The 13,290-nt window shown below is 41.2% G+C and carries 15 protein-coding genes; 1 reads left to right on the top strand and 14 read right to left on the bottom strand.

The features are described from left to right. Positions 1–107: 107 nt before the first annotated feature. The gene (locus tag AWN68_RS19050) at positions 108–257 is read right to left on the bottom strand and encodes a hypothetical protein (RefSeq protein ID WP_157716320.1); all 150 of its coding nucleotides are present in this window, start codon (positions 255–257) and stop codon (positions 108–110) included. Positions 258–1,217: 960 nt separating this feature from the next. Beyond that, the gene (locus tag AWN68_RS17505) at positions 1,218–1,409 is read right to left on the bottom strand and encodes a cold-shock protein (RefSeq protein WP_068418728.1); all 192 of its coding nucleotides are present in this window, start codon (positions 1,407–1,409) and stop codon (positions 1,218–1,220) included. A 61-nt stretch (positions 1,410–1,470) separates the two neighbouring features. On the opposite strand from AWN68_RS17505, the gene AWN68_RS17500 reads away from it, so the two are divergent. Beyond that, a complete protein-coding gene (locus tag AWN68_RS17500; protein WP_068418725.1) occupies positions 1,471–1,989 on the top strand; it encodes a SixA phosphatase family protein in 519 nt (172 codons plus the stop codon). Between the two features lie 154 nt (positions 1,990–2,143). Here the strand turns inward: AWN68_RS17500 and AWN68_RS17495 are convergent, their stop codons facing one another. The 12 genes from AWN68_RS17495 to AWN68_RS17440 form a co-directional block, all read right to left on the bottom strand. Next, positions 2,144–3,196 (bottom strand): M20 family metallo-hydrolase, encoded by a 1,053-nt coding sequence (locus tag AWN68_RS17495; RefSeq protein ID WP_068418722.1) that lies wholly within the window; start codon positions 3,194–3,196, stop codon positions 2,144–2,146. 1 nt (position 3,197) lies between these two features. Beyond that, complete coding sequence (gene argB, locus AWN68_RS17490) at positions 3,198–3,983, bottom strand: acetylglutamate kinase (protein ID WP_068419134.1); 786 nt, start codon at positions 3,981–3,983, stop codon at positions 3,198–3,200. 5 nt (positions 3,984–3,988) lie between these two features. Next, entirely contained in the window at positions 3,989–4,939 is a 951-nt protein-coding gene (locus tag AWN68_RS17485; protein WP_068418720.1) for an N-acetylornithine carbamoyltransferase, read from the bottom strand. Between the two features lie 58 nt (positions 4,940–4,997). Then, a complete protein-coding gene (locus AWN68_RS17480; protein ID WP_068418717.1) occupies positions 4,998–6,125 on the bottom strand; it encodes an aspartate aminotransferase family protein in 1,128 nt (375 codons plus the stop codon). Positions 6,126–6,134: 9 nt separating this feature from the next. Continuing rightward, on the bottom strand, positions 6,135–7,088 hold the full coding sequence (gene argC / locus AWN68_RS17475) for an N-acetyl-gamma-glutamyl-phosphate reductase (RefSeq protein ID WP_068418714.1): 954 nt from the start codon (positions 7,086–7,088) through the stop codon (positions 6,135–6,137). Then, positions 7,081–8,283, bottom strand: coding sequence for an argininosuccinate synthase (locus tag AWN68_RS17470; RefSeq protein WP_245658029.1), 1,203 nt, complete (start codon positions 8,281–8,283; stop codon positions 7,081–7,083). The genes argC and AWN68_RS17470 overlap by 8 nt, the downstream gene beginning before the upstream one ends. Next, positions 8,273–8,953, bottom strand: coding sequence for a GNAT family N-acetyltransferase (locus AWN68_RS17465; protein WP_068418711.1), 681 nt, complete (start codon positions 8,951–8,953; stop codon positions 8,273–8,275). The genes AWN68_RS17470 and AWN68_RS17465 overlap by 11 nt, the downstream gene beginning before the upstream one ends. Before the next feature lie 332 nt (positions 8,954–9,285). Next, entirely contained in the window at positions 9,286–9,894 is a 609-nt protein-coding gene (locus AWN68_RS17460; protein WP_068418708.1) for a YkgJ family cysteine cluster protein, read from the bottom strand. A 110-nt stretch (positions 9,895–10,004) separates the two neighbouring features. Next, positions 10,005–10,718 carry a hypothetical protein gene (locus AWN68_RS17455; RefSeq protein WP_068418705.1) on the bottom strand — a complete coding sequence of 238 codons (714 nt, stop codon included), beginning with the start codon at positions 10,716–10,718 and terminating at the stop codon, positions 10,005–10,007. Positions 10,719–10,742: 24 nt separating this feature from the next. Beyond that, positions 10,743–11,513 (bottom strand): LytR/AlgR family response regulator transcription factor, encoded by a 771-nt coding sequence (locus tag AWN68_RS17450; protein ID WP_068418702.1) that lies wholly within the window; start codon positions 11,511–11,513, stop codon positions 10,743–10,745. After that, entirely contained in the window at positions 11,510–12,538 is a 1,029-nt protein-coding gene (locus AWN68_RS17445; RefSeq protein ID WP_068418700.1) for a sensor histidine kinase, read from the bottom strand. Before AWN68_RS17445 ends, AWN68_RS17450 begins: the two co-directional genes overlap by 4 nt. Before the next feature lie 19 nt (positions 12,539–12,557). Continuing rightward, a complete protein-coding gene (locus AWN68_RS17440; protein ID WP_068418698.1) occupies positions 12,558–13,247 on the bottom strand; it encodes a hypothetical protein in 690 nt (229 codons plus the stop codon). Positions 13,248–13,290: the final 43 nt, after the last annotated feature.

Below are 13,290 nucleotides of genomic sequence, written 5' to 3'. Positions count from 1 at the left end.
GGAAACAAGGCTGGTTTTTTTATACTATTTCCTTTCCTCGCTTATTGTAAATATTAATTGAAGGATATGATAAGGAAGTACAAGCATGTGCTCTAACCTGCTGTTGATTAATTAAAAAGGCTCCATAACCAAAGGGTAATAGCAAACACAATTAGCACTGCTAACACTTTCCAACCAAACCTAGAAGCTGGGCCGAAAACATTATCTTCAAACTCAGGCTCTTTTTTATCTTCAGTTATTTCTTTCCGGCTCTTCATCTCCCCTGTCTTTTGTTTTATCGAGTCCAGTCCGTAAACTTACTCACTCAGTACTCCAACTGGTTGAAGCGTCTCGCTACGATCAAGAACACAGCCTAGTATAAAACCCTTATTTCAATTATACCTTTTTGATTTTTAAATCTCTTGTGCTAGGAAAACTCCAGCCTAAATGATGCACTTAAAGTGCATAACAAAATAGGTACTCACCGCAGGTAAGCACCAGTTATCGCAGTGGGCAAGTGAGCGTCAGTTGGTGTGTTTAAAATGGATAACAAAACAGGTGCTAAGCACGGGTAAACAGCATTGCTACTAGATCAAAACCATCAACAGAACTGCTGACAATAAAAAATAAAGTATGCTTAAGATCGTATGAGCTTTCTTTTCGCTTCTATGTCTCTGGTTATACGCGTTAAGTATCTTTTTATATTTCCCATCTCTTATGAACACAAAATAATTTAACAAGGCAGTGGATATAAACACAAAAATCATAGGTGTATAGCTCTCAAAAAACACATCTGCTTCTTTGATATCCAACATCATTAAGGCTAGCGACAAAACAGCAACATTGATCGATACAAACAGAGTTAATACCATGCTCGCTATTTGCTCCGGGTTATAGTCTCCTGAAGGTGTCTTGAGGGTGAACTGATAAAGTTTGATATAAAGTATTTTGTAAAAGCTCATAATCGGATAAAGACAAAAGCAAGAGAGGAACTCTGTTTTCTGCTCACTGGTCGAACTGTCTCCCTGCAACCACATGCATTGCCTAATATAAAAAGCTTATTTCAATTATACCTTTTTGATTTTCAAAGCTTACTTCCACTGGATTATAATAACCCACCAAACCTATAAAAACAGAAGAGGTTACACCATTGCTGATGTAACCTCTTTGTGTTTTTATGATCTACAAAAAAACCCCGACTAGTCGGGGTTCTGTAATCAAAAATCTATAATTTTTAACTATATTTTCTTGACATTCACAGCGTTAAGACCTTTACGGCCTTCTGCTTTCTCGAATTCAACTTTATCATCTTTGTCAATGGCATCGATTGTACCAGAAACATGAATGAAAATTTCTTCGCCTGTTGCGTCATCAACAACAAAGCCGAAGCCTTTGTCATTGTTGAAGAATTTTACTACTCCTGTATTCATTGTAAATTGTAATAAGTAATTAATAATTTTATTTGTATTACGACAAATGTAGCCATTAGTTATGAAATCCAATAAAACAGGCAATAAAAAACTGTATATCGTCCGACATGCCAAATCTAGTTGGGGGAATGCGCATCTATCTGATTTTGAGCGACCTTTAAATCATCGGGGTGAAAATGATGCGCCAGATATGGGGCAGCGACTGGCCATGAAAGGCGTCAAACCATCGCTTATAATATCCTCTCCTGCCAACAGGGCGTTAACGACAGCAAAAGTCATTTCTGCTAAAATCGGTTACCCTGTTTCGGACATTATGGAAGAAGAAAGGCTTTATCATGCATCTACCAGAACTATAAAAACGCTGTTGAGCCGAGTGGCTGATGAACACGATACCGTCATGATTTTTGGGCATAACCCCGGGCTGACCTACTTGATCAACGAAATCAGCAATTTTGATTTAGACAATTTACCCACCTGCGCTGTTTGTGGTATTGAATTCGAAATGGAAAGCTGGAAAGATATTCAAACCACCCGAGGTCATCAATTCTATTACGATTACCCGAAATCGAAGAAGGATTGACAGTCTAGTTCCTTCGTAAACTCAGGATGAAAAGTGCGCATAGTTAGGCGCAGCATTATAATCAAACCGAAGCGCTGAAACTGAAGGCTACTTCTTTTCATTCCCTGAGCTCCGAGACTTCGGAGAAGGGTCTAAATTTCAAGGCTAATCTCAATCACAAAACCTGCTTCAAGAGTTTAATATAAAACTCAATCCCCTCTTCTATTTCATGAATGAAAACAAATTCATCGGCTGTATGCGATTGTGCAGAATCTCCAACACCGAGCTTTAATGAAGGATAAGGCATCAGCGCTTGATCAGACATTGTTGGAGAACCATAGGTCCTTCTACCCAGAGCAATTCCCGCCTGAACAATCGCATGATCCATTGGAATGGAGGAAGGATTCAATCTAGTCGACCTTGGCTCCACTTTCGATTTGATATGTGCTCTAATAATCTCCAGAATTTGGGTATTCGAATAACAATCTGTACTACGCACATCCACCACAAACTTGCATTCATCCGGCACTACGTTGTGCTGCTGGCCTGCATTAATCATTGTCACCGACATGCGCACTGGCCCCAGTGTTTGAGAAATTTCATCAAAGGTATAGGTGCGAAACCATTCAAGATCTTTCATGGCTTTGTAAATGGCATTTTCGCCTTCGTTTCGGGCAGCGTGGCCAGATTTCCCTGTAGCCACACAATCCAACACCATCAATCCTTTTTCTGCGATCGCCAAATCAAGCAAAGTAGGCTCGCCCACTATGGCGAAATCTATATCGCCCAATTCTTCTAGAATACTTTCCACCCCATTCTTCCCAGAAATTTCTTCTTCGGCCGAAGCCGCCAAAATCAAATTGTATTTGAGGTCAGGCGCATGATAGAAATGGAGAAAACAAGCCATAAGGGAAACCAAACTCGCTCCAGCATCATTGCTTCCCAAGCCGTAAAGTTTACCGTCTTCCACCTCAGGAGAAAATGGATCTTTGGTGTAGCCTACATTCGGTTTTACAGTATCGTGATGCGAGTTGAGCAGAATGGTAGGTTTCCCCGCATCGAAATGTAAGTTCTTCACCCAAATGTTGTTACCTTTTCTTTGGGTTGAAATTCCTTTATCCTGAAAAAAGGCTTGAATCAAATCAGCCGTTTTATCCTCTTCTTTACTCAAAGAAGGAGTCGCAATAAGCTGTTTTAGTAAATCGAGTGCCTCGTTGAATAACTGCATTTTAATTGCTGATTAGAGTTCCAGATTGGTCATTGGCTAAGGCTGATAAGTTTTCAAAAGAACCGATTCTCACCGATTTAGCGCCATGCGTCAATGCCAATAAAGCACAATCCATTTTGGGAAGCATGCCTTCATTAATCACCCCACTCTCTTTTAACCCCGCAACTTCTGCCCTCTTAATTTCAGAAATTACAAGCTTGTTTTCGAAATCGGAAAGCACACCAGGTTGCTCGAAGCAGTAAATCAATTTCACTTCAAATTGCTGGGCTAAAGCAGCGGCCACCGAAGCCGCAATGGTATCGGCATTCGTATTCAGCATATGGCCTTCGCCATCGTGGGTCAAAGGAGCTAAGACTGGAATAAGTCCAGAATCGATGAGTTTTTTGAGGATCTCAGTATTGATATTTTCTGGCTTTACATCGCCCACAAATCCATAATCAATTGCTCCAATGGGTCTTTTTGTGGCTGGAATTACATTGGCATCTGCACCAGTGAGCCCAATAGCGTTTACCTTCAAGGCTTGAAGTTTACTGACGATTCGCTTGCTCACCAAGCCACCATACACCATGGTCACCAAGTCAATGGTTTCCGCATCGGTGATTCTTCGTCCGTCAATCATTTTGGGTTCAACGCCTAGCTTCTTGCCAAAGTCGGAAGCAATTTTTCCACCTCCGTGAATTAGAATTTTCTCTCCTTCTAAAGTTGAAAACGATTTTAGAAAAGCATTTAAAGCTGACGCTTCATCAATGACCTTTCCCCCAACTTTAACAATGGTAAGCTTTTTCATATTCATTAAATCTGGGGCATTAACAATTCATGAAACACCGCTTGAGCAGCGTAAACTCTGTTTTCAGCTTGTTCTAAGTGAATGGCATTTGGGCCATCCAAAATTTCATCTTTAATTACCAAGCCTCTTCTTACAGGCAAACAGTGCATTACTTTTGCGTTATCAGTCAATTTCAATTGCTTCGAACCGAACGTCCAGCTTTCATCTTGAGATAAAATTTGTCCATAGTCATCATAAGACGACCAGTTCTTTACATACACAAAATCAGCTCCTTTAAGCGCTGCTTCTTGGTTATGAAAAACCGAGATTCCTTGCCGAAACTCTTCAGCTAAATCATAGCCTTCTGGATTGGCAATACTGAAATCAACTTCAGCTTTTCCCATCCATTCCGCAAAAGAATTGGGAACAGCTTGAGGCAAAGCTTTTACGTGTGGTGCCCAAGTCAGCACTACTTTGGGTTTGCGGGTTGCAGTCCATTGCTCTTTGATCGTAATCAAATCTGCCAAGCTCTGTAATGGATGTCTGGTGCCGCTTTCTAAACTCACAATCGGCACACCCGCATATTTGATAAATGCATTCAGCAATTTTTCCGAATAGTCCGCTTCTTTCGATTTCAGTTCAGGAAAAGTACGCACGCCCAACACATCGAAATAACGTCCCATCACGGCTGCGGCTTCCTTAATGTGTTCGGCCTTATCGCCATTCATCACCACGCCATCCTCGAACTCCAATGCCCAGCCATCTTTCCCGATGTCGAGCACAATGGCCTGAGCTCCTAGATTTTGAGCTGCCACTTGTGAACTCAAGCGCGTCCTCAAACTCGGGTTGAAGAAAATCAAACCGATTCTTTTGCCTTCGGCCAGTTTGGTTTGAAAAGGATTTTCCTTTAACGACAAAGCCTTTTCAACCAATGTATTAATGTTTTGTACGTCTTTTACTGAAGTGAAATTTTTCATTCTTTCTAATTCGTCACAGAAATGAATTTCTGGATTTTGGGAGCGTCTTTCTGACCCCCTATTTGTTTAATTCTTTACTTAATGCAGCTAAAAACTGATCCAGTTCGGCCTTGCTAATGCTCAGCGGTGGCAATAATCGAATCGTGTTTTTATTGGAAGCCGAACCCGTGAAAATGCCATATTCAAAAATCAATGTTTTGCGCAAAGCGGCCACATCAAAATCAAATTCGGCACCGATCATTAAGCCCTTTCCTCGGACTTCTTTCACTTCTTTAATTTTCTTCAATTCGGTTTCGAGATAAACGCCCATTTCAGCAGCATTCTTTAACAAGTGCTCTTCTTCTATCACTTCCAAAACCGCAAGCGAAGCGGCACAAGCCAAATGATTTCCTCCGAAAGTAGTGCCCAACATACCATGCCAAGGCTCAATTTCTGGTGAAATCAAAACACAGCCTACTGGAAAACCATTGCCCATTCCTTTCGCCATGGTAATAATATCGGCCCTTACTATAGAATGCTGGTGAGCGAAAAACTTACCTGTTCTTCCAGTCCCTGACTGTACTTCGTCTAAAATTAATACGGCTTCATAGCTGTCACACAATTCTCGTGCTTTGGCTAAAAAGGCATCACTCGGTGTATATAGACCAGCGACTCCCTGAATTCCTTCAATGATCACACCTGCTACGTCATCGTCAAAAGCTTCAGTCAATGCTTTCAAATCGTTCAAAGGCACAAAAACCACCTCGTGACCATTGTTGAATGGCGCTACGATTTTCGGGTTATCTGTTGCGGCAACCGCTCCAGAAGTTCTGCCATGAAAAGCATTTTCCACTGCAATAATCTTACGATTCCCAGTATGGAATGAAGCCAATTTCAATGCATTCTCATTGGCTTCGGCACCAGAGCTACACATGAAAAACTGGTAGTCGTAGTAGCCAGAAATTCGGCCCATGGCCTCGGCCAATTCTTCTTGAAGTGAATTTTGAACCGCATTGGAATAGAAACCAATTTTAGATAATTGATCTGTAATTCGTTTCACATAATGCGGGTGGGTATGGCCAATGGAAATAACCGCATGGCCACCATATAAATCCAAATACTCTTTCCCTTCCTTATCCCAAAGTTTAGCTCCAAGCGCACGCACAGGCTCAATTGGGTAAAGGGGATAAACATCAAATAATTTCATAGTTATCAATTAAAAAGCACTTGGTTTTAGGTTTAAACCTAGTTTTTCAGGAAAGCCAAACATCAAATTCATGTTCTGTACGGCCTGACCACTAGCACCTTTTAGTAGGTTATCAATGGCAGAATGGATTACCAAATAGCTGCCATGTTTTTCAAGATGAAGCACACATTTATTGGTATTCACCACTTGCTTCACATCAATGGCCACATCGCTTACCCAAGTAAACGGATGGTCTTCATAATATTCTTTATACACCTGAATTGCTTCTTCCAATGGCCACTCGCAATGCTGATAAGCTGTCACAAAAATGCCTCTAGTAAAGTTTCCTCTATAAGGCACAAAGTTGATCGGTTTATCGAACCAAGGTTGAAGTTGTTGAAGGCTTTTTCCTGTCTCCTCCATATGTTGGTGGGTGAAGACTTTGTAAGCCGAAACATTGCTGTCGCGCCAGCTAAAATGCGTACTGGCAGAAGGTTGAACACCTGCACCTGTCGAGCCCGTCATGCCTGAAAGGTGTACCTCTCTTAACATTCCGTTATAGGCCAAAGGCAGCAACGCCAATTGGATGGCAGTAGCGAAACAACCAGGATTGGCCAAGAAACGGGCATTCTTAATTTCATCACGATTGAGTTCTGGCAAGCCATAAACGGCCTCATTACTCATTCTAAAATCATGGCTCAAGTCAATAATCTTGACAGTGCCTGGCACTTGATTCTCCTTCATAAATTCTGAAGAAGCGCCATGCCCCATGCAAAGAAAAAGCAGGTCAATATCGAAATGGATCTGATCCGTAAAGTTCAGTTCGCTGTCTCCCAAAAGATCGGTATGCACATTGTGAATTGGCAAACCTACCTGACTTCGGCTATGCGCAAAACTGACGTCCACCTGAGGGTGATGAATCAGTAAACGCAGCAACTCGCCTCCTGTGTAGCCTGCTGCTCCAACTATTCCTGCTCTAATCATTTTCTTGATTTACTTGGTGGTAAATGGCACTTTGGTTACCGAAAATCTTAGCGAAGCCTTTTACGTCATCACCCGTCCAAGCATTGTTCATTTCTCCGTAGTTGCCAAACTTGGCCGACATCAGATCATGCTCAGATTCGATTCCGATCAATTGATAGCGGTAAGGCAAAAGCTTGAAAAACGCCTTGCCTGTCACAAATTTCTGACTGCTTTCCATCATGCTTTCCAAATCGCGCATTACAGGGTCCATAAACTGTCCTTCGTGCAGCCAGTTGCCATAAAAAGCGGCCACTTGGTCTTTCCAGTAAATCTGCCATTTGGTCAAAATGTGTTTTTCCAAAGCCTGATGTGCCTTGATGGTAAGAATGGCAGCCGAAGCTTCAAACCCCACCCTTCCTTTGATTCCAATAATGGTATCGCCTACATGAATATCGCGACCTATGCCAAATGGTGCTGCTATTTTCTCTAAAGCCTGAATAGCTTCAAATGAATGCGTAAACTCTTTCCCGTTAATTGACTTCAATTCACCTTTTACAAAGCCAAGTTCTAAATCCTCTTCAACCGTTTTGGTCACTTGGGTTGGCCAAGCTTCTTCAGGTAAATAACCTTTAGAACTTAAGGTTTCTTTACCTCCAACAGATGTTCCCCAAAGCCCCTTATTGATTGAGTAAGCAGATTTTGAAAAGTCCATATCTACACCTTTCGATTGCAAATAGGCGATCTCTTCTTCCCTCGAAAGCCTCATATCCCGTATAGGTGTAATGATTTCCGCGTCCGGTAAATAGGTTTGGAAAATCATATCGAAACGCACTTGGTCATTACCTGCACCTGTACTACCGTGCGCTATATATTCAGGATTGAGTGTTTTAGCATACTTAGCAATGGCCATGGCCTGACTTACCCTTTCGGCACTTACAGACAGTGGATAAGTACTGTTTTTCAGCACGTTGCCAAAAATCAAGTACTTAATTACGCTTGAATAGTAGTTCGAAGTTTCTTCGATCGTTTTATGGCTAGTCACCCCCATTGCATAGGCGCGCTTTTCCACTTCGTCTAGCTCCTTCTGAGAAAAACCGCCCGTATTCACCAACACCGAATGAATTTCTAAGCCACGTTCTTCACTTAAATATTTTACACAATAAGAGGTGTCGAGCCCTCCGCTATAGGCTAAAACTACTTTCTTCTTATTCATCATTTTTCTTTCTTTTGGCTTCTGCCTTCAACAAAATATTCTTCTTAAAATTTACCCAACGTTCAAACAAGCTGAAGTCCTTATCCAACTCGCGTTCCACCCACTGGGTTCTTTTAGGCTTTACGTTTTTCTCCCACACTGGATTAAACAGCATGGCTGTACAGATACAGTTTGACCTGTTTTTGGCTTTTAATATCTCATAATTGACACAGCTTTGACAGCCCTTCCAGAAATCTTCGTCTTGGGTCAATTCAGAATACACCACGGGTTTATAACCCAGTTCGGAGTTGATTTTCAGCACCGCTGCACCTGTAGTAAGCCCGAAGATTTTTGCTGTTGGGTACTTCTTTCTTGACAGTCTAAATACAGCTGCTTTTATTCGTTTAGATAATCCAAGACCACGAAATTTATTCGCAACAATGAGACCCGAATTGGCCACGAACTTCTCATGACTCCACACCTCGATGTAGCAGAAACCTGCCCACTCGCCCGCTTCGGTGACCGCCACAACAGCTTTGCCTTCACGCATTTTTAGGGCTACATATTCGGGAGTTCTTCGCGCAATTCCAGTACCTCTAATTTTGGCTGAATTGGCAATTTCTTCAATAATATCTTCTGTAAAGCGGGTATCCTCTTCTGTGGCTACCCTAATTATGAACTTTGTTGATTCCATTTTCACTATTAATTCTGGACCATGAAAACGACTTAATGTTTTCAGAAATCCCAAAAGGAAATATGATTTAAAATTTAGAAAAGAATATAGGTAATATTGGGGACTTGACTACCGCATAGGTAGTCTATATATATGAGGCGACTAGCGCCTAAAAAACTTAGGTGTATACACAGCAACCTCAGACACTGGGAGTGTCATGTTTATGGCTGGTGATATGTTCGCTTCGTTCTTCATTCTGAAATGAGGGACAAAGGAAATCAAAAGTTTGGAATGGACAACGGTTTTATTCAGGAATTTAAAAAATAGAACAGGCTCTATTGACTTTAAACCAATTAAGCACTCAATTTCCCGTAACCCGCTGGTGGTTTACGGTAGGCATAATAACTCATCACGACTTCCATCGCTTGACGAATGGCCTGATTAATGGGCATCATTTTCGTGCCTAGTTCAGTATCGATGCTACGGAGTCTAAAATAGTAATCGCTCATCATTGGTGCAGGAATACCGTCTTCTATGTCTTTCTCAATTTTGGCAATGGTATCTGCCTGCCCTGCCTTCATTAGTTTACAGGTAATAAACTGAGCCTTTCCGTTTTTATCGCGTGTAGCGGAATAACCAAAAAGACGACAAATTAAGCCGCGGTAAGCGTATTGCGAGCAACCTCCTTTGTCTAGAGAATCTTTCACAGGATTGAATAGCGTACACATTGAACTTTCATTCGTCAGCAGATTCTGATAAAATTCATCAATGCGTTTGGTCAGAAAAAGGTGAAAAGCATAGGGAAGAAACTCTAGAGGAGTTGCCTCAATATCGGCCTTGAAGCAGCATTTACCACAGCCAGAAACACAATGAAGCCCGCTATTATCGCGCAGGGTGTTCATTTCTTGCTCAAGGGCGGCAAAAATCTTTTCTACCGATTTTACTTTTCTGACGATTGACATAAGGGCTGCGAAGGTAGTGGAGAAAACCTTCGCTTTAACATTAGCTCAAAGATTTACTTTGGTGATTTAGTCTCTAAAAACCAATGATTTAGAGTGGGTTCAACCGGAGTTTATAGCTTAGTAAAGCTCACTTGTGACCTGACAGGCAGTTTATCCTCTTCTAAACTCAAATAGGCAACTCCCGAAAGTGTTTTACCACTCCCTTTTTCAATGTAGATCATGCCAAAACCTGAAGTAAGTATTTCTGAAGAAAACTCGATTGCCCAGAAATTGCCCAATTCATGAATATAAAACTCTCGCTCTTCTCGCTTGCCATTATCCCAAATAAAGAGTTGTTCATTGGCCCTGAATTCAAAAGTTTTATTCTGGAAGAAACCAGAGTTTCCGTTGCCTTTCCAAGAAGTATTTGACAGTTCTACTGGAGCGGCTTCTGGGGAATAATGTGCAAAGAAATAATCAGTCGTTGGGTTTTCATCAATGGTAGATTTTAGCACCAGCATTCCTTCTTTGTTGACGCTTCCATAAAGGGTGTCTTGCAATGATTCCAACCTCACTTTGGCTCCATCATTGAACACTGTCCAACTCTCTTTTACATCTGAGTAAAAACTCTCTGCTTTAGTCTCTGACAAAACTGTCAAAAGCATTAAGCCCGGCTCAACAAAGGCTTTTTCATCACCAAAACCATCTTCACTGTATTTCAATTCACCCATCTCCATTTCTGGCGGAATCGCCTTGATGTAAGCCAAAAGCCAATTTCCTTTTAGGTTTTGAGCGCTAAGAGAAGCCGAAAGAACAATTAGAAATGAGAATAATAGAATACGCATGCCCGAATATACGGTAAAAAGACATTAGCGGTCGAGCCACTTTTTAAAATCTTGCACCTTGTCTCGACTTACAATCGCATCGGTTTCGTCTGAATGAATTAAAATAAGTCGGAGACGAGAATTGGAGTAGGTAATAATGTCCTTTACCGCCTCTAGTGAGACCAAGTATTTGCGGTTAATGCGGAAGAATTTCTGTGGGTCAACCAACTGTTCCACTTGTTCCATGGTATAGTCGATGATGTAGCGGTTCTTCTCTGTGGTTTGAAGGTAAGTGGCCTTTTCTTGGCTGAAAAAGTAAGCTGTTTCGGCTGTTGGAATGGTGTGAATATGCTCTCCAATTTTGACTACAAAGCGTTCCTTATATTGCTTTGTCAGCATTTGCATCGCTTGCTGAATCAGCATCATGTCCATTCCTGATTTTTGCACAGGTGCGCTGGGCTTAAATCTGGCTTCATACTTTTCTAAAGCGTTTTCTAAATCTTCTGGGTCGATGGGTTTCAGTAAGTAATCAATGCTATTTACCTTAAACGCTTGAATAGCGTATTCGTCAAAAGCGGTGGTAAAAATGATGGGTGAAGAAACTTCTACTTGCTCCAGAATTTCGAAACTGAGTCCATCTGCCAGTTGAATATCGAAGAACAGAAGATCGGGTTGGGGGTTTTCTTTTAGCCAGTTCACCGTTCGTTTTACCGAATCCAGTTTGGCAAGTATTTCAATTTCTGGATTAATTTTCTCTAATAAGCTAGCCAATCTTTTGGCCGCCATCGACTCATCTTCAACAATCAGTACTTTCATTTCTCAAAGGCTAATAATGGAAGTTTCACAATAAATTCGCTCGGCCCATCAATCACCTCCACACGTATAGGGCTCAAGAATTCATACCTAGATTTAATATTCGAAAGCCCCATTCCTGAGCTCTCCTCCAACGGAATATTCTTTTTCTGAAGGTTGTTTCGAATCACTAACTTTTCTCCATTCTCAATTTCAATATGAATCGTAAGTGGCTCTTCTTCTGCAATTATATTGTGCTTTATGGCATTCTCTAAAAGCATTTGAACGGCCATAGGCGGTAACATTTTCTGCTCAAATCCTTCGATACTTATATTGAGTTGAAGTTTTTCATCAAACCTTATTTTCTGTAGAAAGAGGTAAGAGTTGACAAACTCCATTTCGGTTTGAAGACTGACTACTTCTTGTGCCCGTGTATCTAAAACATAACGATACACTTTCGAAAGCTCACGAATAAACTTGGCCGCTTGGTCCTGATCTTCATACACCAAGTTGGTAAGCGCATTCAAACTATTGAACAAAAAGTGTGGGTTGACTTGATTTTTGAGCGTTTCATATTTGGCCTCCATCTGCTCCTTTTTCAGCCTTTCCGCATCCAAGCTGGCCTTCTTCCAGTTCTTTAAAAATTCAACCGAATTCAGGAAAAAAGAAATAACAAAGGTAATTCCGACAGAGATTAATAAGGTCCATTTAATATCCCCCATATCAATATCGAAGCCATATTTCAATACCAAGTACAGCGAATAAACTGCCAATGGGGTATACACAATTACCCCCACTACCCCCAAAAGGAATCGCTTACTTGGGTTTTCTAACCATGGAATTTTATAGGAGAGATAGGTGGAAACATGTGCATTACCCTGCCAAAGTAAGATCCATTGAACAGCCGAAACTATCATTGAGGCAAGGGCAACGTCCCAATTATTAAAACAGCTGGTACACCAAAAGTATACTGATGGGCCACCTAACAAAGCGATAAGTGCTGTTTCCTTCAGCTCGCGTTTCCAATTGATTGTTTTAAGATATCCCATTTAGGCTAAAGTACTGATTTTATACTTTCTCTGCGTTGACATATTTACCAACACCGAATTGTTTTCTGTAACGGTTGGCATAATATGCAATTAATGGCGAACCGATGGCAGCGGGTAAGACCCAAAGTAGCCAACCCTTATTTCCTAAGGCCTGAAAAAGAGCTCCATTTTGAACTAGAAACGCTGTAATGCTGGCAATAAAAGCACCTCCCATTAAATTCATATGAGCAAACCACCACCACATTTTATCGGGTTTGGCATTTCTAAACCCTTTGATGTTGAGCCAAGCCGTGTTGGCCGTAAAAAAGCCAAAAATAACCGATAAGTAACCAATGGTTGACGAAAAGTTGCTCAAGACTAAAAAGCGAATTCCAGCGCCTAAAAGGGTTAAGCCAAAAGCGATGGCAATAAAAGCCGCTATCCAATCTACAGGCAATGGCTTAAGCGTTTTTTTGAGCTTCAACACCCGTTGGCCTGCAAAAGTCATGTAGAAACTGAATACTGCTATAATGGTAAGGAAGAAATTGAACCTCACAAAGATCACAATCAGGATTGCACTGATGAAGATCCAAGCCATTGACCAAAAGAAAACCTTTCCGGCATCGCGGTGAATCTTCCCTCCTTTTCTTCCAAAGAAAGCGGCCAAAATACCTGAAAGCAAAGTGGTAATTCCTGCTGTTACATGAGATATGATGAGTGCTTTTTCCATGATTGAATCTTTTAAAATTAAAAAAATAAAGGGCTCGCTTTCG

The organism is Roseivirga echinicomitans (genome assembly GCF_001592935.1).
GTDB lineage: Bacteria > Bacteroidota > Bacteroidia > Cytophagales > Cyclobacteriaceae > Roseivirga > Roseivirga echinicomitans.
Note: the sequence above shows the minus strand (reverse complement) of the source record. Positions and strands in the feature narration are given on the sequence as shown.